Source organism: Neorhizobium sp. PAMB6630, from assembly GCF_058242775.1.
On the sequence record NZ_CM177836.1, the window covers coordinates 2,701,544 to 2,722,838 of the forward strand.

The window sequence follows — 21,295 nt, forward strand, 5'->3', positions numbered from 1 at the left end:
GGATCCGCCGCCTGTCACAACCCGCGCACGCGCGGCTCGGCCACCCCCTCCAGCATCAGCGCCGTCAGCGCCCAGACCAGCGCATCCAGCCGGTCGGGAGAACGGCCGGACGACAGCCCGTCCGGGCCAAAATCACACATCTGGTCTTCCATCTCGCGAAAGCGCGCCGCGTGCAGCACACGCCCCTGTTCGTAAAGAGCGGCCACCGGTTCCGCGCGTAAAAACTTGCCGCGCGTTGCCCGCACCTGCGTCAGCGGCAGTTTTTCGTCGATGCTTTTCAGCATCGCCGCCACCATCTCGCCGCCCTGGTTGACTTCCGCCACCACCCGGTCTGCGCCGAACCGGTGGAATGCCTTCACCACCGCAAGTGCCCAGCCGGAGGGACTTAACCCCTCGACCGAACAATCCGCCAGCACCACAGCCCGTTGACCGCTGACGCTGCCCTTGGACGCCGTGCCGCCATCGGCCAGCACCCCCGTCTCAAGGCCCGCCACGACGATACCGCAGCAGGAATGGGCCCCCATGCCCGAGGGCGGATCGACCGCCACCACGATACGGCCAAGCGCACCGGTTGCGCGCTGCGTCAAGGCCTCCAGCTGCGCCCGTTTCCACAAGGCATCCGCGCGGTCCTCGATCAGTTCGCCGTCCAGTTCCTGGCGTCCGAGGCGCGTTCCGCCATAACGCCCTTCCAGCGCGGTCAAAAAGCCGGGCGCCAGGTTCCGGGCATTGTCGCGCGTCGAAATTTTGACCAGCCGCGTGCCGGGGTCGGCGATCAACTGTTTGAGGATCGGCACCGGCCGCGGCGTCGTTGTCACCAGCTGGCGTGGATCCTGCCCCAGCCGCAGGCCGAACTGCAGCATGTCAAAAGTTTCCTGTGCATGTTTCCACTTCGCCAGTTCGTCGCACCAGGCATAATGAAACTGCGGCCCGCGCAGGCTTTCCGGGTCTTCGGAGGAAAAGATCTGCGCCATCGCCCCGTTCGGCCACACAAGCCGCCGGCGCGTGATCTCGAAATCCGGCGCATGGCTGCCGGCAATCCGGCAGATGCCGGAAACGCCGTCGATCATCACCTCGCGCGCATCGCCCAGCGTCTCCGCCACCAGCGCAATGCGGATGTCGGAACGGGGTCCGGCACTGGCCAGCTGATGCACCCATTCGGCGCCCGCCCGTGTCTTGCCGGATCCGCGCCCGCCCATGATCAGCCAGGTGCGCCAGTCCCCTTCCGGCGGCTTCTGGTCGTCGCGTCCGGCTACTTCCCAGTCCCGCTGCACACGCAGCGCATGCCGCTCGATAATGGCCGGAAGCCGCAGCCCCAAAACCGCGCCATCCGTTTCAGTCGCACCGCTGATGGGAAGCCGGCCAGCCGATCCGGGAATTTGGAGCCCCGCCATCGCCGCCGCCTGCGCCGTCTGCGTCTGATCCGTCTGGGCCGTCTGGGCCGTCACCGTAGTCACCACCGCCTGCGTAGTCTCGGCCGTCTGCGTCTCAGCCGCCACCGCCGTCTGAACCACACCCTCTGCCGGTTCGCCGTCCAGTTCCAGAGCGGGGCTCGCCGGAGACATGGCTGCCAAAGAGCGCGCCGCCCCCATCTCCCGCACAAAGCCGCTGCCGACGCCGGCCGTCGCCCTCTCCTCCTGCCAACCGTCCTTCACTGTCGCCATGTCCCGCCCATGTTCGGCCATCAGGTCCAGCACCGCGTCCAGCAATCTCTGTTCATCCGCTGTCAGCACCACCGGGTATGGCCCAAGCCGCACTGCCCGGCTCGCCGCCATCAGCGCGCCCGTTGCGCTGCCATTCCACAAAACGTGCCTCAGCCCGCTCGCTCGCCCGCGCCTCGATAAGCGCCTCCACCGTGCGCATGGCTTCTTCATAACCGCCCTCGTCCGCTTGCCGCTCCGCGTCTGCTGCCCGGTCGCGCGCCAGTTGGCGCTGCAGGCTGTCGACCTTTTCCAGCGTGCGCACGATCAGCGACATCGCATCGGTTGCCGCCTTCAGGTCCGCCCGCGCCAGCTTCTGCGCGGCATCGTCGGTTCCCTCAGCGCCGGCCGTCGTAATTTCGGCTGCCGCGCGAAGCGCGCGAAACGCCAGAAACTGCGCCCGCATCTCGCGTGTCATCTCGTTCAGCAGCAGCCGAAGCTCCTCGGCACCAGAACCCTCGCAGGCTGCCGCCAGCGCATCCGCCGACTTCCTCTCGAGCAGAACCCGCTCTGCCTTTTCCGCTGCCGTCTCCACGGGAAACGTTGCGCGTACCGCCTCGCCGTCAAAACAGCCGAACAGCGCAAGATCCACCGCCGCAAAATCCTGCATGACGAGAAGTCCCTCTTCATTGTCGCAAAGACAGCCGAATGCAGCCGCCGGCAAAAACCTGCCCGCGTCTGCCATTGCTGAAACTGCCGGATAAAAAAACGGCCCCAGGTCTGGGAAAACCTGAAGGCCGTGACTGGAGGTGTTTGGCGTCCGGCGTCTGCGGCCGGTCGCAATTCTTCGACTATGCCCAGACACTATCAAACCACCGTCACGCCGTCAAGGATTATTTTCCTATCACGGAAAGTTTTATCGGCAGCTTCGAGGCATCCACCGCAGCTTCATCGGAACAATCGCGCCGGACCTGCCGTTCTGCCAGTCAACCGCTCCAAGCGCAGACCCGCACGCAAAGGAAAAGTCCATGGATCTCGGCCCGGCCCGCGCGCCCTCTCCCACCGTACCCGTCACGCTCACCATCAACGGAACGAGCCATTCGCTCGACATCCCGCCTTTCGTCACGCTGCTCGATCTTTTGCGCGGCCAGTTACATCTCACCGGCACCAAAAAGGGCTGCGATCACGGCCAGTGTGGTGCCTGCACCGTTCTGGTCGATGGCGTCAGGATCAATTCCTGCCTGAAATTCGCCGTCAGCCTTGATGGCACCGAAATCACCACCATTGAAGGGCTCGGCACGCCGGATCATCTGCATCCGCTGCAAAAAGCCTTTGTCGAGCACGACGCCTATCAGTGCGGTTACTGCACGCCCGGCCAGATCTGTTCCGCCGCCGGCCTTCTCGCAGAAGGCCATGCAAAATCCCGCGAAGAAATCCGCGAACTGATGAGCGGCAATCTCTGTCGCTGCGGCGCCTACACCAACATCGCCGATGCGATCGAGGAGGTCATGGGCGCTGAAACTCGCGATACCATCCGGGAGGCCGCCGAATGAGACAGTTCAGCTATCTGCGCCCGGCCGCGATTTCCGATGCCGTGGCAGCCCTTGCGGCCGAACCCACCGCCCAGCTTCTTGCCGGCGGCACCAATCTCGTCGACCTCATGAAATACGATGTCGCCCAGCCAAGCGCCGTCATCGATATCAACGGTCTTCCCCTGAAGGAGATCGAGGTTCTGGAGGATGGCGCCTATCGCATCGGCGCACTCACCACAAACAGCCAGGTCGCCTATGACGCGCGCATCGCAAAGGACGTGCCGCTCCTGTCGTCGGCCATCCTTGCCGGCGCCTCGCCGCAATTGCGCAACGCCGCCACGTCTGGCGGCAACCTTTTGCAGCGCACGCGGTGTTATTATTTCTACGATCCCTCCACCCCCTGCAACAAGCGCGAGCCCGGCTCCGGCTGTTCCGCCATCGGTGGCATCAACCGCATCCATGCCATTCTAGGCACGTCCGAGGCCTGCATCGCCACCCACCCGTCAGACATGTGCGTGGCGCTGGCAGCGCTTGATGCAACGGTCGAGGTCACCGGCCCCACCGGTGCCCGCACCATCCCCTTCCTCGATTTCCACCGCCTCCCCGGCGATCATCCGGAACGGGACAACACGCTGCAACGGGGCGAAATCGTCACCGGCATCCGTGTCGAAGGTGGCCGCTTTGCCGCCCATCACAGGTACCTGAAACTACGCGACCGGCTGTCTTACGCCTTCGCGCTGGTATCGGTTGCCGCAGCCCTTGATCTTGATGGCAGCACGATCCTCGACGCCCGCGTCGCACTTGGCGGGGTTGCCCACAAGCCGTGGCGCGATCCGCTGGCCGAAGCAGAACTCTCCGGCCAACCCGCCACCCGCGAAACCTTCGAGGCCTTTGCCGCGCGCCTTCTCATGGGTGCTGAAGGCCAGGGCCACAATGATTTCAAGATCCCCATGGCTCAAAAAGCCATCGTCCGCGCTCTGACGCAGGCCGCCTCCGGCCGCCCGCAGGTGCAGTCGCAAAAGCGCGTGCGCTGAGGAGAACACCCATGACCACAAACACTAAAACCGGCCCGCTTGAAACCGCAGATCGCGTCATCGGTTTCCCGCTGTCGCGCATTGACGGACCGCTGAAAGTCACCGGCACCGCCCCTTATGCCGCCGAGCATCAGGGATATGGCATGCTGCACGGTTTTGTGGCGCTTGCCACCATCGCAGCCGGCCGCATCACCCGCATCGATACCGCCGATGCCGCAACCTTTCCCGGTGTGATCAAGATCTACACCCACGAAAACCGGCCACGCACCGCCTGGTGGGATAGCGCCTGGAAGGATGAAGTCGCTCTTCCCGGCCACCCGTTCCGCCCGCTCGAAAGTGACCGGATCCTCTACGATGGCCAGCCGGTCGCCTTCGTTATCGCAAACACGTTCGAGGCTGCCCGCGATGCAGCAGCGCTGATCCGCGTCACTTATGAGGAAGATCAGCCGCACACCAGCATCGAGGTCGAGAGCGCAAAATCCTACGTGCCGAAGGAAAAGCGCTCCGGCATCGCCCCGCCGCCCCCTCCGCGCGGCAATGCGGACGAAGCCTATGCAGCAGCCCCCTTCAAGGTGTCGTCGGCCTATACGCTGGAAGGCGAGCACCATAACCCGATGGAGCTTTTCGCGACCACCGTGCTCTACGAAGGCGACGGGCGCCTCACCATCCACGACAAGACGCAAGGCTCGCAGAACAGCCAGGGTTATGTCTGCGGCATTTTCGAGTTGAAACCCGAAAATGTCCGCGTCTTCAACTCCTATGTCGGCGGCGCCTTCGGCTCAGGCCTTCGCCCCAAGCACCAGCTGTTCCTCGCCACCATGGCAGCGCTTGACCTGAAACAATCGGTGCAGCTGGAGATTAGCCGCCGCGAGATGTTTTATCTCACCTGGCGCCCGGCAACCGTCCAGACGGTCAAGATGGCCGCCGACGAAAACGGCCACCTCACCGCCATCCTCCACCACGCCGTACAGGCCACCTCGCTTTACGAGGATTACCAGGAGGTCGTCGTCAACTGGTCGGGCCTCCTCTACAAATGCGACAACGTCAAGCTCACCTATGAACTGGCGGAAATGACCGTCTCCACCCCCGGAGACATGCGCGCCCCCGGCGCCGCCACCGGCGTTTTTGCGCTGGAATCGGCGATTGACGAACTCTCCTACCAGATCGGCCTTGATCCCTTGGAAATGCGCGTGCGCAATTTCGTCCATGTCGACCAGAACATGGACCTGCAGCTGACCTCGAAGGCGCTGCACGCCTGTTACCGGCAGGGTGCCGAGCGGTTCGGCTGGGAAAAGCGCCTGCATGCCCCGCGCTCCATGCATGACGGTCCAGATCTCGTCGGCTGGGGTATGGCAACCGGCGTCTGGGAGGCACAGCTGACAAACGCTGCCGCCAGGGCGAGGCTGAACGTCGATGGCAGCGTCACGGTCTCCGCTGCCGCCTCCGATATCGGCACCGGCACCTATACGATCCTTGCCCAGATCGGCGCCGAATCCTTCGGCACCGACCCCAAAAATGTCACCGTCAGGATCGGCGATAGCAGCCTTCCCCAGACTTCTGTCGAAGGCGGCTCGTGGACGGCCGCCTCCAGCGGTTCGGCCGTTGCTGCCGCCGCCACCGCCGTGCGCCAGACCCTGCTCGATCATGCCAGGGAGATGGACACCTCACCCTTCGGCAGGGAGATCACGGTCGCCCAGACCGCCATCCGCGATGGCCGCCTTGTGCTTGAAATCAACGATCAGGTCGGCATCGCCATTGCCGATATCATGGCGTCCAAAAACCTTTCCTTCATCGAGGAAGAGGCCAAGGTCGCCCCCGACCAGCAGCAGGCGAAAAAATTCGTCAGCTACACCCATGCCGCCCATTTCGTCGAAGTGATGATCGATGAGGAACTCGGCGTCATCCGCGTCACCCGCGTCGTCACCTCAATTGCCGCCGGCCGCATCCTCAATCCCAAAACCGCCCGCAGCCAGATCCTTGGCGGCGTCGTCATGGGCATCGGCATGGCGCTGCATGAGGAAGGCATGGTGGACCACCGCACCGGGCGCATCATGAACCACAATCTCGCGGAATATCATGTGCCTGTTCATGCCGATATCCAGGATATCGAGGTGATCTTCGTGGAAGAACACGATGACAAGGCAAGCCCGATCGGCGTCAAGGGCTTGGGCGAAATCGGCATTGTCGGCATCGCCGCCGCCGTTGCCAACGCCATCTATCACGCGACCGGCACCCGCGTGCGCCATCTGCCCATGACCATCGACAAGGTGTTTTACGCCAAGGAGGCTGCCGAATGACCCGTCCGATCCCGCAAAATCTGCTGCGCTACACGCAAGATGTCGAGGATATCAGCCCCGACGAACCGCAGCTCGCCGAAGCGCTGGCGGAGACCATGCTGTCGATTTCCTACAAGACCTATGCCGACAGCGCCCATGCCATCCGCGCCGTCCACGCCAAGAGCCATGGTCTTCTGTCTGCCGAAGTCGAGATCTTCGAAGACCTCCCCCCCCAGCTTTCCCAAGGCCTGTTTGCCAATCCCGGCACCTATGAGGCGATCCTGCGCCTCTCCACCACGCCGGGCGATATCCTGCATGACAGCGTCTCGGCCCCGCGCGGCATGGCGCTGAAAATCCTCGATGTCGAAGGCGAACGCCTGCCGGGTTCGGAACGCTCGCGCTCGCAGGATTTCGTCATGGTCAATGGCAAGGTGTTCAATTCGCCGAGCGGCGAAGCCTTTCTCGGCAGCCTGAAGCTTCTGTCTGCCACCACCGACCGCGTGGAAGGCGCCAAGAAACTTCTCTCCAAGGTGCTGCGCGGCATCGAAGGGGCACTGGAAACCATCGGCCACGAAAACACCACTCTGAAGGTCATGGGCGGCCAGCCGCTCACGCATATGCTCGGCGAAAGTTTCTTCACCCAGGTGCCCGTCCGTTATGGCGATTATATCGCCAAACTCGGCGTCGTCCCCGCCTCGGAAAACCTGAAGGGGCTGATCGATCAAAGTGTCGATGTGGCAAACGACGCCGAAACATTCCGCCACCTCATCGAGGAATTTTTCGAAACCGAAACCGCCGTCTGGCATCTCCAGGTGCAACTTGCGACCGATCTCCAATCCACCCCGGTCGAGGATCCGATGACGCCGTGGGACGAGGACAAAAGCCCCTATGTCACGGTCGCCACCATCACCGCCGGCCCGCAGACCGCCTGGAGCGAAGAGCGCTCACGCCAGGTGGATGACGGCATGAAATTCTCTCCCTGGAACGGCCTTGCCGCCCACCAGCCACTCGGCCAGATCATGCGCCTGCGCAAACTCGCCTACACCCGCTCCGCCGCTTTTCGGTCAGAGCGAAACCCAACAGCCGTCACCGAACCCATCACCTGTCCGTTTGCGTCAACCACACCCGCAAGCGTGGTGGAGGAAACGGGGGCACGGGTGTTTCCATAAAGGGGTTCAACCCTCTCAACTCGCCCTGCCGCCCTCACCCTCTCAGCGCTTGCCCGGAGAGAGTGAGGGCCTTTTCGCCCCCGTAGCTACTACGGCCTCACGTCCCGCAAAACGTCCGAAGCACCCGTTCCTCGTCACGTGGTGCCTGTGTCAGCGCCTCAAACTCCGCCCGGTCCTCGTAAGGCTCCGCAACGGCTGCCACCAGCGTCTCGAAGGGCTGGAGATCGCCGGCCATGGCGGCAACAATCGCTTCCTCGATGCGGTGGTTGCGGGGAATGAGTGCGGGATTGACCGAGCGCATCAGGGCACCCGCATCGCCTACCTGGTCGCCCAGCCGGGCGCGCCAGAGCGGCAGCCAGGTTTCCGCCTTGTCCCAGGGGGCAAAACCTTCGAGGAAGGCGGCTTCCGCATCCAGCCGAGCCTTGTCGTCGCCGCCCTTCGCATCGGCAAGCGCGAGCTTCGTCAGCCGGCGAAACGTCAGCGTGAAATCGGCGCGACCGGCATGCATGGCGGCCAGCAGGTCCTGCACCAGTTCGGCGTCGCCGGGCTCTGACAGACCGGTAATGCCGATCTTCTGCCTGAACACGTCCAGCCAGGCCGCCTGGAACCGTTCGCCAAACGCCTTCAGCACGCCATTTGCCGCCTCCACCGCCTTTTCCTCGTCGTCGTCGAGCAGCGGCAGCAGGCATTCGGCCAGCCGCGCGATATTCCATTGGGCAATGCCCGGCTGGTTGCGATAGGCATAACGGCCCTGCTGGTCGATGGAGGAAAACACCTTCATCGGATCATACTCGTCAAGAAACGCGCAGGGGCCAAAGTCGATCGTTTCGCCTGAGATCGTCATATTGTCGGTGTTCATCACGCCATGGATGAAACCTGCGCCAAGCCAGCGCGCAATCAGGTTTGCCTGGCGCATCGAGACGGCATCAAGCAGGGCGAGATACGGATTGTCCGCCTGTGCCAGATCAGGGTAATGCCGGTCGATGACGTAATCGGCGAGCGTGCGAAGCGCTTCCGTATCGCCTTGCGCGGCAAAATACTGGAACGTGCCGATGCGCACATGGCTTGCCGCCACCCGCACGAAAACGGCTCCCGGCAGCATGGTTTCGCGCTGAACCCCCTCGCCGGTCGCAACGGCGGCCAGCGCCCTTGTTGCGGGAATGCCAAGCCCCGCCATCGCTTCGGAGACGATATATTCGCGCAGCACCGGCCCGAGTGCGGCGCGCCCGTCGCCCCGGCGCGAAAACGGCGTCGGCCCTGCCCCCTTCAGCTGGATGTCGCGGCGCACCCCGTCAGTGTCCACCACTTCGCCGAGAAGAATCGCCCTTCCATCCCCCAGCCGCGGCACGAAATTGCCGAACTGGTGGCCCGCATAGGCCATGGCGAGAGGCTCGGCGCCCGAAGGCAAGACATTCCCGGAAAAAATTGCCGCCAGTCGCCCGGTGTCGTCAGCGTCCAGCGCAAGCTGCAATTTTTTTGCCAGCGCCCCATTGAATTTGATCAGGGCCGGCCCTTCGACTGCCTCCGGATAGACTGCCGCATGGAATTTTTCCGGCAGGCGCGCATAGGAATTATCAAAGTTAAACAATGTCTTGCTCCTTGTCGGCGCAGGCTTGCAAGAACAGCCGCTGCCGTCTGGTTTCCGTCACGATATGGGGTCGCCAAAGCCGCCCGCAAGGCGTCTTGCCATTCTTCCGCTACCGCCTCTTTCTTGTGCGACCGGCGCGTTTTCGAGCATTGCTGATACTCTGTTGTATTTTAGCTACAGCTTTTTCTCTCTCATGCACTACATGCCCCCTTGTCTTCAAAAAAGGGAATGCACCATGAAAAAGATCCTCTTCCTCGCATCGAGTGTCGCACTCTTCGGCTCGTCCGCTGCCTTTGCCGCTGATGCCATTTACGAAGCACCGCAGGCGCCTGTGGCTCAGGAAGTTGCCGCACCGGCCTTCACCTGGACCGGCGCGTATATCGGTGTTCTCGGCGGTTACGGCTGGGGCAACGGCGACTTTTCCGGCGGTGTCAACGGTTCGGAAGACTTTGACGGCGGCCGCATCGGTGGTTTCGTCGGTTATAACTGGGAAATGTCCTCCGGCTTCCTGCTCGGCCTCGAAGGCGACGTAAACTACGACTGGAACGAAGAAACCGTTGCCGGCGCCGATGTCGGCACCGATTTCTCGGGCTCCGTTCGTGGCCGCGTCGGTTACGCCATGGACCGCGCTGTCATCTTCGCAGCCGGCGGCTGGACGGCCACCAACGGTTACGTCGATGGCGCAGGCGTCGATGAAGACAAGACCTTCAGCGGCTGGACCGTTGGCGGTGGCGTCGATTACGCCTTCACCGACAAGATGTTCGGCCGTCTGGAATACCGTTACAACGATTACGGCGACAAGAACATTGCCGGCACGAACGTCGATTTCGACCAGCACGTGGTCAATGTCGGCCTCGGCGTCAAGTTCTGATCATCGATCTTGAAAACATGGCCGGGTCTGGTTTCCAGACCCGGCTTTTTTATGCCCGAATGCCGGCAGAACGCCGTTTCTCAGTCCATGCCGAATTCCTGCCGGCGCGCGGCGTCAAGCCGTGTCAGCGCCCGCGCATTGGCAAGCAGGCGGGCCGGATGTTTTAGCGTCTCGCGGTTGAGAAGGTGTGCCCGCAACACACCCTTCGAGCGGCTATGCGCCTCACCATGGCCGACACGGTAGATCGCCCCCGCAAACGGCAGTGGTTGAAGGGCACTTGCGCGCGCGCGCAAAATATCCTCGATCTTGATATGGCTTCCCATCATCGCCTTCACCCAGTCGATCGACGCCTCTTCGGCGCGCTCCGGCAGGTCATAAAGGTCAGCCCGCACCAGATGCGAGGTGCCGCAAAGCGTGTTGAAGGCGCCGCGCCGCATCAGGAAGGAACTGCCTTCCGTCCACAGATAACCGTGCTCGACATACCAGCCATTGCTGTCCCGGTGTTGTTCGGCAAAGGAGACAAGGTCGCGGCTGACGAAATCGTCGTCGTCGACCACCATCAGGAAACGCGCGCCGCGGGCCGCCAGCATGCCCGATAGCACCCGTTTGCCCTTGTCGGTGCGCACCGCCTCATAGATCGCCTCGCGGTTGGAAGGGTCCATTTCGTAGAGCGGATTGGGCGGCAGATCGACACGAACCGCCACAAAACCCGGCGGCAGGTCCGGCAGGCGGGCCTCGCGATTGGCGACGATGACGCCGGTCCAGCGATTAGAGCGTTGCGCAGAAATGGACCGCATCGTCTGCTTCAGCCGTTCCATCAGGCGCGGCCAGTCCCGGGCATTGGCGGGATGGCGCACCGGAATGATAAAGGCCACCGTCTTGTCCTCGGCAAACCGGGGCATCGGCGCCAGGATTGCGGGATTTTCGCGGGTCGGCAGGACATCAACCATAGGCACTCCCCCAGGTTTTGCGAACGCGACAGGCGGCCACGAAAAAACCGGCGCCGGCGCACATGCGCACCGACGGCAACAGCCTGTCTGCTTCTGAACAGCATTGGCGATATCAGGCGCCAACGATGGGTTGCGCTTCGCCGCAGGATACGTGCATTGGAATATCCTACCTGAAGCGGCCAGATGAAGCGGCTCAAATGCGTCAAAATCATGCCAGAATAGAATTTCTATTCTGGCGCGATTTTCAAGCGCGCTCACCCCTGCCTAAGATTGCAGGCATCGGCCGTCATGGGAGGATCGTAAAGGGGGGCGAACAGGCGCTCTGACACGCCCGTTCTGGGGCAAACTTAAAGACGGCGGCAAAGGCCCCTGGGGATAAGAGAACCGCCACCCTTTCGGCGACAAACCCTGTCAGGCGTTCGCCAGTTTCTGTGGCGTATAACCCGCATCGCGAATGGCAGCTTCCGCAACCGCGGCATTGCCGCCCTCAAGGCTCACCCGGTGCTGGGCAAGGTCCACCGCAACGGGTACGCCCGGCAGCACCTCGTCGAGTGCTTGTTTGACCGCCTTTTCACAATGGCCGCAGGTCATGTCCGGCACGAGGAATGTCGTTGTCATGATCGATGTCTCCTGTTGATGACTGTCAGTGGCGACGTCTAATCCTTCCCACTGCGGGAAGGTCAACCGTCTTTTGTGTGGGCGACAACGGGTTCTGGACCGCCCGGTCCGGTGCCGGCGAGATCTTCGAGGATCGGGCAATCGGGCCGCGCATTGCCGCTGCAGCAATGGGCGAGATGTTTGAGCGTTTTCACCATTGCCTGCATCTCGCCGATGCGCCGTTCCAGATCCTCGATATGGCTTGTCGCCACCGCCTTGACGGCGGCACTTTCCCGCTCCCGGTCCTGCCAGAGCGCCAGCAGGCGTTCGGTTTCCTCCAGCGAAAAGCCGAGCGAACGCGCCCGCTTGATGAAACGCAGCACATGCACGTCGCCGTCGCTGTAGACCCGGTAATTGTTGGCCGTGCGGGCGCTCGGCCGGATCAGCCCGATCTCCTCGTAATACCGGATCATCTTGGCGGAAACGCCCGATGCGCCGGATGCCTGCCCGATATTCATGCAACCTCTTTCTGCACGGCAAGGCGCTTCAGCCTGAGCGCGTTGGAGAGAACGAAAACGCTGGAGAGCGCCATGGCGCCGGCGCCGATCATCGGCGACAGCTGAATGCCGAAGCTCGGATAAAGCGCGCCGGCAGCAAGCGGGATCAGCGCCACATTGTAACCAAAAGCCCAGAACAGGTTCTGGCGAATGTTTTTCATCGTGGCGCGGCTGACGGCGATGGCCGACACAACGCCCGTCAGCGCACCGTTCGATAAAACCACATCGGCGCTTTCGATGGCGACATCCGTGCCTGTGCCGATGGCAATGCCGATATCGGCAAAGGCCAGCGCCGGCGCATCATTGATGCCATCACCGACAAAGGCGATCTTTTTGTCCGCGCCTGCCCCGCCCTCAGCGGCCCGGATATCCCGGATCGCCTCCACCTTGCCAACAGGCAGAACCTCTGCCACGACATGGGTTATGCCGACCTGACGGGCAATGGCATTGGCCGTGCGGGCATTGTCGCCGGTCACCATGGCAACCGATAGACCCATCGCCTTCAACTGCGCAATCGCAGCCATGCTCGTCGGCTTCAGCGGATCGGCAACGGCGAGGATCGCCGCCAGCCTGCCGCCGATCGCCGCATAAAGCGGCGTCTTGCCCTCATCGCCCAGCCGCGCCGCCATGTGCGCAAACTCGACCACCGAAAGCCCGAGTTTTTCCATAAAACGATCGGCCCCGACGCAGACGATCACCCCCTCCACCTCAGCCTCGATGCCATAACCGGGTTCGGCCTTCACCGCCTTAGCCTCAGCGATCATAAGCCCGCGGGCTTTGACAGACGCGACGATCGCCTCTGCCACCGGATGTTCCGAGCGCGCCTCGACGGCGGCCACCGCTGAGAGAACCGCATCCTCCTCGAAGCCGCCGGTCACCAGAATATCCGTGAGTTGCGGGCGCCCTTGCGTCACCGTGCCAGTCTTGTCGAGAACCACGGTGGTGACACCTGAGAGCGCCTGCAGCGCATCGCCTTTGCGAAACAGCACGCCAAGCTCTGCCGCACGCCCGGTGCCGACCATGATGGACGTCGGCGTTGCAAGCCCCATGGCGCAGGGGCAGGCAATGATCAGCACGGCAACGGCTGCCACCAGCGCATGCGGCAAGGCAGGCTCCGGTCCCACCATCAGCCAGACGGCGAAGGTGAGCAAGGCCACCGCAATCACCGCCGGCACGAACCAGCCGGTCACCCGGTCCACCACCGCCTGGATCGGCAGCTTTGCCCCTTGCGCCGCCTCCACCAGCGCAATGATCTGCGACAGCACCGTCTCGGCCCCGACCTTTTCGGCGCGAAACCGAAAACTGCCGCTGCCATTGATCGTGCCGCCGGTCACCGGTGAACCCGCCGTCTTTTCCACCGGCAGCGGCTCGCCGGAAATCATCGATTCGTCGATATTGGAGGCCCCGTCGACAACCGTGCCATCCACCGCCACGCGCTCGCCCGGCCGCACGATCACCACATCACCGGCCATGACCTCGTCGGTCGGGATATCAAAAGTTTGCCCGCCGCGCTCCACCCGTGCGGTTTTTGCCTGGAGGCCCATCAGCCGGCGGATGGCAAGGCCGGTGCGCCCGCGGGCCCGCGCCTCCAGCAGCCGGCCGAGCAGGATCAGCGTCACGATGACGGTTGCCGCCTCGTAATAGACAAAGCGGGACTGTTCCGGCAAAAGCCCGGGCAAAAACGTCACCACCAGCGAATAGAGATAGGCCGCCGTCACCCCGACCGCGACCAGCGAGTTCATTTCCGGATGGCCGCGCAACAGCGCTGGAATTCCCGCCTTGAGGAACCGCCAGCCCGGCCCGAAAATCACGCCGGTGGAGAGCGCCGCGTAGACATAATAGAGCACCTGCTGGTCCACGGCCCCCATCAGCGTGTGGTGGAAGGGTGGATAAAGATGGCCGCCCATTTCCAGAACGAACAGCGGCAACGTCAGCACGCCGGCAATCCCCAGATCGCGTTTGAGGATGCCGGCATCCTCGTCGTGATGGTTATGCGCGTGGCCGCCTGCCGGATGTTCATGCCCGGCCGGCTTTCCCGCCTCGGTCCCGGCAGAACCCCTTGGCGCTGCAAGGGCAAAGCCCGCCGCCGTCAAGGCTGAAGTCAGCGCCCGCTTGCCGTCGCGCCCGAACATGTCGATAGAAACCTCTGCGCGTCCCACCTCGATTTCAGTGGAAACGACACCGCGCACCGCCATCAGCGCGGCCTGAAGCCGGGCCGCCGCCGGCGCGTCGGGCGCCTTGGCCAGCGTCAGCGAAATCCGCTCCGCCTTCGGCTCGTAACCGGCCTTTCGAATGGCGGCGGCCAGCTTTTCGGCGGAAAAGCCGGCGCCGGGCTCCACGGTCAGGCTTTCGGTTGCAAAATTCACCGCGCTGGAGGCCACCCCCTCCACCTTGCCGGCCGCCATTTCAACGCGGCGTACGCAGGAGGCGCAGGTCATCCCCTCCACGGCAATGACGATCGGGTCTTGCGGGGAATGGCGAGCGGGTGCGGCTGAAATGGCAGTCATGGCGGGGGTCCTCATGTTACCCACCCCATGTAGGGCTTCCCATCATGGGAAGGTCAAGGGCACAGGGCGCAGAAACTCACCCCATGCGGTAGAGAAAAAGCTGCGTGCGGCGCCGGTCGGGAAGCTCCCAGACTTCGAGCGGCTCGATGCCCTCCACGGCAAAGCTGTTGGAGACGAGAAGGCTGCCGGGTTTCATCTCGGCGTTTGCCTTCCTGTAAAGCGCCGGCATCGGCTCGGGCGACAGGAAGGTGTAGACGACATCCATATCCGACAGATCGACCGTCCACAGATCCCGGCGAAGGATGGTGCCGCGCCGCTTCAGGCTGGACAGCACGCGGGCAATCAAGAACGCCATCGGTGCCGTCTCGACGCCGCTTGCCGTATAACCATTGCCGGCGACAGTGCGCACCACGCCGCCAAAACCGCAGCCGAGATCGATGAAGCGGTGTGCACCCCGGTCGCGCATCAGCTGGCAGAGCGCCTGCGCAGTCTGCCGGTTGCTGAGGTAAAGCGGCACCCGCTCGCGCGCCGTGTTGGAAAAAAACAGATAAAGCACCACAAAGGCCAGCCCGAACGGCCAGGCGGGCACATCGTGAAGGTTCAGCCCGAGGTAAAGGGCAAGCGGAAACAGCGCCGCGATCCACAGCCACCAGACCTGCAGCCGCAATAAATAACTCACCCCCGCCGCCAAAAGCGCCTGCACCGCAACCAGCACCAGCAGGGCCGTTTCGGGCGCCCAAAACCCTGCCAGCAGAACCGCCAGGCCAAACGTCGCCACCCCCGCCACCAGCTGGGCAAGGATTGCGGCAAGAATGGGAATTTGGCGAATCGTGTTCATCGGCAACCGGCGGGCGTGTGGCACGGTTGTGCGAAAACGCCGGGCGGAACACAAGCGGTTTTCCGGGAGATGTCGAGCCCTGTTCTGGTGGCAGGCCCGCCGCAGGCATGGTGACACTCCCGGCGCCCCCTGACGGGCGGCATTTTCAGCGCCTCCTCCCCCCTCTCCTTAGACTAGCCGCGGAGAGAGGGGCCCTTCCTCTCAAGCGGCTGATGCCGCGTGCAAAAAGTCCCTCATCCCGCAGCCGCGACCTTTTCCCCGGTGTCACGAGGAGAAGGGAAACCGGGACCGGCCCTCTGGCCGAGAAAAGGTTGGCGCAGCGCTTAAACCGCGTGCATGCCGCCATAGATGACGATGATGCCGATGAAGATGCCGAGGACGGCCACGGCAACGCAGCAGCCGATCAGAAGAAGGCTGCCGCCGGCAAATTTCTGTCTGGGCCGGTCGATGCGCGGATTGCTCTTTCGCGTGTCCATGATGTCTCCAATGCTCTAACCATCAGACCATCCAACTGCCGCCTTGCCGCCCGAGTTCCAATCCGCAAGCGGCCTTGCGACATCCACGTCCGCCGGACGCGCCCTCTCGGCCCTGCCCGCCCCGCAAGGTGGGGACTATCGCATAGGAGACAAGTCCCCTCCCAAACCCTCCCCACAAGGGGGAGGGCTTAACCCGGCCGCACCCTCTGTTTCAGGAATGGGGCGGTTGTCACGTCGGTTCTCCCCCCTTGTGGGGGAGATGCCCGGCAGGGCAGAGAGGGCCTCGCCCCCCCAAAAATCCCCCTCACCCCTTCACATAATTGCGCCAGTCATGCTCCTCGACAAAGCCCAGCACGTCGCGGATTTTTGCGTTGCTGATCGGCGCCGCATACCCTTCGAGCGCGCCCGTGATCGGCGTTCCCGGCGCATATTTGCCCAGAAACGCGCGGGTCGGCTCGTTCGCGGTGATCGTGTCGTTGACGGCGTTGAACACCTGGAACCCCAAACCATCCGTCTCGATGCCGCGCCAGACGATCTGGCCGAGATCGCGCGCGTCGATATAACTCCAGGCATTGCGCTTGCGGCTTTCGGGCTTTGCCAGAAAACCCGGAAAATTGGCGTAATCCTCGGGCGAAATGACATTGCCGATGCGCAGCGCATAGATATCGGCCTTGTAGCGCATGGCAAAGGCGCGGGCGGTCTTTTCGTTGACCACCTTGGACAGGCCATAACTGTCCATCGGGTCGACGTCATAGTCTTCCGTCAGCGGAAACTGGTGATAATCCTTGTCGCCCTCGGCAAAACACACGCCATAGGTCGTTTCGCTGGAGGCGATGATGACCTTTCTGATGCCAAGCTTCATCGCAGCTTCAATGACATTGTAGGTGGAGAGCGTGTTGGCGGCAAAGGTGGTGTTATCGGGTTTTAAAAGAATGCGCGGCACGGCGGCAAAATGCACCACGGCATCGACGGGTGCCGGGCCCTTGCCGGTTTCGAGACCGGAAAAATCAAAATGCATGCACAGCGCGTTAAACACCTGCCCGCTATCGGTGAGATCCACGTTGAGCGTCGTCACGCCATCGCAATCGAGCGGCACCAGATCGAGGTTGAACACCTCAAATCCCTTGTCGCGCAGATAAGGCACCGCATGCCGCCCCGCCTTGCCGCTGCCGCCGGTAAAAATGACCCGCTTGCCCATGATGAAAAATCCTCCCTGATGTGTCTGGTTGGGCAAGACATAGGGTGTGAGACCGGAAATGGGAAGGCGGGCCGGCCGATGACGGTCTTGACGGCCGGCGGGGCCTTCTTTGCAAGTTTGACCGGAAAGCCACCGGCTTCCGCTATCGTTGCATCGAGCTTTTCTTCAGTTCCTCGCGGATCACCATCAGACCATACTTGAAGCCCCTACTCAAAGCTCTGCGCTTCCGCTCTTTCTCTTATGGCATCGCTGCGCCGCGACTCAATGATATCATTTCGGAACTCGCGTTCAGCGTCAGCGATCATCTCTTCAAGGTTCGGATCTCCTTTCAAGTCGTTGAACAGCCCCAGTCGTGTCTCCAAGATCTCGAAGAGTGGTTCACTCCATGATGATGGTCGGAATCGCCCGACGTAGATTTGAACGATTGCTCGCTTGTCTGGTGCTGAACTGAGAATGGAAAGAGCCTGTTCCGTGATCACCAGCCGACCAATGGTTTCATCACGTTCAAACAGGTTACATATCTCTGAAGCAAACGGAAATCGTTCTACGGGATCTTGTCTACACCACGCTATCAGTTGATCCGTATTCATATTGAACCTGCATGACGATGTAGTGCTTCCGAGGCCATCCATCGAATATTTTAGAAAAGTCTGTGACTGGCGCCCGACGGCTTCCCATAATGCATCCACAGATTCGAATGTATAATTTCGAAAGAAGCGTGACGCATACTTCAAGTTATCGCGCGGAATGTATCCGTGATTTTCGCGCTCGGCCCTCAGAATGCTACCAAGCATCTTTCGTACATCTGAACTGTGTGCGCAGGTCGACAGATACTTCAATACAACGCCAATCGAATGATCTCGAAGGTCGTTAAGATAGGCTTGATCCCCCCACGACGTATGGAAAACCAGATTGGTCGACATCCGAGTAAGGCGATCCGAGTTGATGTTTGCAACTGTATCGCCTCTGCGGAAGAGTTCCCCTAGTATCCGCCATGCATGCGAAATACCGTTGGGTCCTGCAGCGATCAGCGAATCAATAAGCTGCTCATAAATGCGCAGCGATTCCGGTGTGAGATCGGGCAAATTCAGCAAGTAGTTGAGATATGCCAACTCCTCACCACCTTCCCGAATTGCATTAAAGACACGCGGCCAACCTTCCTCATTTGGAGGAACGCTGGTTTGAAGCTCAATCAATCTCCCTGCCCACCGTTCATCCCTCTTCAAGCAGGCAAGAAAGGCCTCAACCGTTGCAGGCCGTTTTTCCCAATGACCTGACAGAATTCCACGGAAAATGACCAAGTTGAGGTCTCTCGCCCCTTTTTCAGCGGCGTACACCTCAATAGCAGCGAGGAGCCAGTCTATCTCCTTCAATGCCTGTCCCAAGGAGCGGCCGAACGCGAAGGCATTCTGACCGCTTTTGGTCATGATATCGGGAAGGATGGCTCTGATAACATCGGGCTCCTCTGCCGCTTGCCGACCAAGGGCCTCCACCTTTTTCTGCAATCGCTCCCAAGAACCTAAATCCTCATCCTCTGTATCTTCCGGATCAGTCCAGATATCTCCAACCAATCCTTTGGCGAAGACGAAAGCCATAATGCGCTTTTGCAAGGATCTTGGGGCAATCCGGTTCGCCAATTGTGAAACCTCATAAATCTCAAGCTGGCTGAGGCGTTTTTTGTCCCATTTCAGGATCTGCTTGAGCGCCAACCAACCCTCCGGCCAACCAGCTGTGCCTGCCGCCTTTTCGGCTAAGACCGTCAGATTTTGCCTTAAACCTGGCAAGCCCCAGAGCCCCCGGAATGCATCCGCCAAGGCAACACGGGCCTCTTCCGAAGCCAATTTTTCCTCAATGATGTCAAGCCACCCAAAATACCAATCCAGCGTCTCCGCCTCGCTGGCAGGTTTCCAGCCATAGTCTCCCGATTTGGGCGTCAACTCTGGCACCGCGCCGAAATCGAAATTGGCCGTCCGAAGTGCTGCGCTAAGAGCAAGAATGCCTACGCGGCGATGCTCCAAATCCAGGCTGGACAGGAGACCGACAACAAGTCGCCGCCTCAAGGACGGAGGAGCCATAGTTCCCGAGACATGGATCTGGCTCAACTGACAGAGTGCCTTTGTTGCGGCTTCATTCTGTTTCTTGTCTTTCTCGCACGTCGCAAACTCGACCAACACGGAGAAAGCGGCCTCGAAATCCGATGCCTCGTAAGCCAACCCAGCTAGAATTTCCACATATTCCTGACGAGCATACGGCCATGCCTCTACAAAACCATTCGCTTTCAGAGCGTCCGACACCCGCTCGATCGCCAACGCGGGAGCGTGCGGCGCCAAGTTCCGAAAAATGCTGCGGACATTAAGTTTTGACTTGCCGGACCACCCAGCCGGGCCGCCTTCTTGTAAAATCGATGTCGCGATACTCACCGCATGAGGAGAGGCGTGGAGAAAATTAAGGCGCTTTGTCAGCGACTTGGAAACGCGATCACTCGCGTCATCGAATAACGCCCTCTTAATTGCCGCAAGATCTAAGTAACTTAGTGCCTTGCTTGCAAGCTTGTTTGCAATCGCGTGAGGCAGGACTGCACGCCAGACACCACGTTTCTGAAGGATCCCACGCTCTTGCAGTTCAAGCATGTGGCGCCGAAATTTTGTCGGTGTGATATCAGCGATTTCGGCAAGTAACCCCGCTTCCGAACCTTGGCCCAATGTTTCCACATCAAACGAAAATAGGAGGCTGGCGACTTCAGCAGACTGCAATAGACCTATGTCTTCCGTTTTCTTTTGCCGAAACAGCCTGTCGAACAGGTCAGCATCGTTCAAGGTTGCAAAATCACCCGTACTTTCGGCAGTGCTTGCAAGTGCGAAGGCAACGCGCGCGTTTCCATCAGAATACTCTGCGATCCGGTATGCATCGGCGCGTGACAGCAAGGCGTTCCGGCGACTTAACAACCTCACGATGGTGTCGCTTGAGGCTCCTTCCAGGGCGTAGACAGATGTCTCTTCCGGCAGGTCGTCGCGGATATCGTACTCGATGGTTATCAGCTTAACGTTTGAACCCGGTCGCTTTATCGCCTCCGCAAGTCGTGAATGTTCACTCGGGTTGCAGTTGTCCACGATGATGACGGAATGGGCCTTTCTCGCCAGCAGGTCGTCGATCAACCGGCGCGGTGCCGGAGCCACTTCGTCACCAAGATCGCAGTAGATAACACTGTTCGCGCTTGGCGGAGGTGCGTCTTGTTGCAGTCTGTGGTCAAACACTGCTTGGGCAAAGCGCGTCTTTCCGACACCTGACAAGCCAACGATCCTGATCGCACAGGTAGATTGCAACTCCGATCTAATATGTCGTAATGCCTCAGCGATTTCGACCCGATCCGGCGCGCCCGGCATTCGGACCCTCACGCGATCATCGACCAAATACTCCGAATTGACATCAGATTCCTGGTAGGCCCAGGCACCATAACCGCGCCAACCAGTAATCGGCTGATTGATTGCGCTGCGCAGCCATAAGACGACACTCGGATATTTTTCCACCCAATCGGCAAGCCGGCGAGCGCAATAGAAATCTGTGTAAACAGTATCCGCATAGCCTGAACTCGACAAGACTTCGACTATCTTTGTACGCCGAGCATTTAACGCCGTTTGGGAACAATCATCTTGCGTGGAGACGATGACGTACGCTCCGTTCGCCGCGGATAGTTTCGAAAAGAAATCGCGAATGGTGCCTTTCGGAGCCACTTCGTTGCTGATTTTGCTTGGTGGAAATGGTTCGGCTTTGACCTGATAGATGGTGTTACGTCGAGCAATAAAATCAAGTCCGGCAGTGTCCCCGGTCAGATCGACGCTTACATCCACCCCGCCGTCTGCCGCCCTCTGATCTCCACCCCATATGACGGATGATTCAGGCCGTCCGAACCTTTGGCATTCGGCTTTGCACAAGCGCGCGACAAGCTCTCTGGCTTGTTCATCATTAAGCAGTTTTATGTGAGAGGCCTCGACGCGAAAGGGCTCAGGCACCGCCACCCTCCTGCCCCTGCCAGCGCTTGATGAATGCCTCAACCCTTGCCTGCAC

16 protein-coding genes are annotated in these 21,295 nt (G+C 61.1%); 5 read left to right on the plus strand and 11 right to left on the minus strand.

Features of this window, described 5'->3' with window-relative positions:
- Positions 1 to 14 precede the first annotated feature (14 nt).
- Positions 15 to 1,391: a DNA-packaging protein gene (locus AC4CWF_RS12935; RefSeq protein ID WP_491285393.1), complete on the minus strand. Its 1,377-nt coding sequence runs from the start codon at positions 1,389 to 1,391 to the stop codon at positions 15 to 17.
- Between the two features lie 322 nt (positions 1,392 to 1,713).
- On the minus strand, positions 1,714 to 2,382 hold the full coding sequence (locus tag AC4CWF_RS12940; RefSeq protein ID WP_491282057.1) for a hypothetical protein: 669 nt from the start codon (positions 2,380 to 2,382) through the stop codon (positions 1,714 to 1,716).
- Between the two features lie 283 nt (positions 2,383 to 2,665).
- Between AC4CWF_RS12940 and AC4CWF_RS12945 the strand changes: the two genes are divergently transcribed.
- Genes AC4CWF_RS12945 through AC4CWF_RS12960 form a run of 4 tightly spaced genes read left to right on the plus strand, consistent with a single transcriptional unit; the run spans position 2,666 to position 7,648 of the window.
- Positions 2,666 to 3,190, plus strand: coding sequence for a (2Fe-2S)-binding protein (locus tag AC4CWF_RS12945; protein WP_491282058.1), 525 nt, complete (start codon positions 2,666 to 2,668; stop codon positions 3,188 to 3,190).
- Positions 3,187 to 4,203, plus strand: a complete 1,017-nt coding sequence (locus AC4CWF_RS12950) for an FAD binding domain-containing protein (RefSeq protein ID WP_491282059.1) — start codon at positions 3,187 to 3,189, stop codon at positions 4,201 to 4,203. The genes AC4CWF_RS12945 and AC4CWF_RS12950 overlap by 4 nt, the downstream gene beginning before the upstream one ends.
- An 11-nt stretch (positions 4,204 to 4,214) precedes the next feature.
- Entirely contained in the window at positions 4,215 to 6,500 is a 2,286-nt protein-coding gene (locus AC4CWF_RS12955) for a xanthine dehydrogenase family protein molybdopterin-binding subunit (protein ID WP_491282060.1), read from the plus strand.
- Positions 6,497 to 7,648, plus strand: coding sequence for a catalase family protein (locus AC4CWF_RS12960; RefSeq protein WP_491282061.1), 1,152 nt, complete (start codon positions 6,497 to 6,499; stop codon positions 7,646 to 7,648). The genes AC4CWF_RS12955 and AC4CWF_RS12960 overlap by 4 nt, the downstream gene beginning before the upstream one ends.
- A 97-nt stretch (positions 7,649 to 7,745) precedes the next feature.
- Here AC4CWF_RS12960 and AC4CWF_RS12965 read toward each other — a convergent pair whose 3' ends face one another.
- On the minus strand, positions 7,746 to 9,236 hold the full coding sequence (locus AC4CWF_RS12965) for a protein adenylyltransferase SelO (RefSeq protein ID WP_491282062.1): 1,491 nt from the start codon (positions 9,234 to 9,236) through the stop codon (positions 7,746 to 7,748).
- 235 nt (positions 9,237 to 9,471) lie between these two features.
- Between AC4CWF_RS12965 and AC4CWF_RS12970 the strand changes: the two genes are divergently transcribed.
- Entirely contained in the window at positions 9,472 to 10,107 is a 636-nt protein-coding gene (locus tag AC4CWF_RS12970; RefSeq protein WP_491282063.1) for an outer membrane protein, read from the plus strand.
- Between the two features lie 80 nt (positions 10,108 to 10,187).
- Here the strand turns inward: AC4CWF_RS12970 and AC4CWF_RS12975 are convergent, their stop codons facing one another.
- The 8 genes from AC4CWF_RS12975 to AC4CWF_RS13010 all read right to left on the minus strand — a co-directional run bounded on the left by AC4CWF_RS12975 (position 10,188) and on the right by AC4CWF_RS13010 (position 21,078).
- A complete protein-coding gene (locus AC4CWF_RS12975) occupies positions 10,188 to 11,009 on the minus strand; it encodes a galactosyl transferase (protein WP_491285394.1) in 822 nt (273 codons plus the stop codon).
- Positions 11,010 to 11,468: 459 nt separating this feature from the next.
- On the minus strand, positions 11,469 to 11,675 hold the full coding sequence (locus AC4CWF_RS12980) for a heavy-metal-associated domain-containing protein (RefSeq protein ID WP_491282064.1): 207 nt from the start codon (positions 11,673 to 11,675) through the stop codon (positions 11,469 to 11,471).
- A 62-nt stretch (positions 11,676 to 11,737) separates the two neighbouring features.
- Positions 11,738 to 12,172 carry a Cu(I)-responsive transcriptional regulator gene (gene cueR / locus AC4CWF_RS12985; protein WP_491282065.1) on the minus strand — a complete coding sequence of 145 codons (435 nt, stop codon included), beginning with the start codon at positions 12,170 to 12,172 and terminating at the stop codon, positions 11,738 to 11,740.
- Positions 12,169 to 14,718, minus strand: a complete 2,550-nt coding sequence (locus tag AC4CWF_RS12990) for a heavy metal translocating P-type ATPase (protein WP_491282066.1) — start codon at positions 14,716 to 14,718, stop codon at positions 12,169 to 12,171. Before AC4CWF_RS12990 ends, cueR begins: the two co-directional genes overlap by 4 nt.
- A 76-nt stretch (positions 14,719 to 14,794) precedes the next feature.
- Complete coding sequence (locus tag AC4CWF_RS12995; RefSeq protein WP_491282067.1) at positions 14,795 to 15,556, minus strand: class I SAM-dependent methyltransferase; 762 nt, start codon at positions 15,554 to 15,556, stop codon at positions 14,795 to 14,797.
- Between the two features lie 323 nt (positions 15,557 to 15,879).
- Positions 15,880 to 16,032 (minus strand): hypothetical protein, encoded by a 153-nt coding sequence (locus AC4CWF_RS13000; RefSeq protein WP_491282068.1) that lies wholly within the window; start codon positions 16,030 to 16,032, stop codon positions 15,880 to 15,882.
- 304 nt (positions 16,033 to 16,336) lie between these two features.
- Complete coding sequence (locus AC4CWF_RS13005) at positions 16,337 to 17,230, minus strand: NAD-dependent epimerase/dehydratase family protein (protein WP_491282069.1); 894 nt, start codon at positions 17,228 to 17,230, stop codon at positions 16,337 to 16,339.
- Between the two features lie 206 nt (positions 17,231 to 17,436).
- Positions 17,437 to 21,078 carry a hypothetical protein gene (locus AC4CWF_RS13010; protein ID WP_491282070.1) on the minus strand — a complete coding sequence of 1,214 codons (3,642 nt, stop codon included), beginning with the start codon at positions 21,076 to 21,078 and terminating at the stop codon, positions 17,437 to 17,439.
- Positions 21,079 to 21,295: the final 217 nt, after the last annotated feature.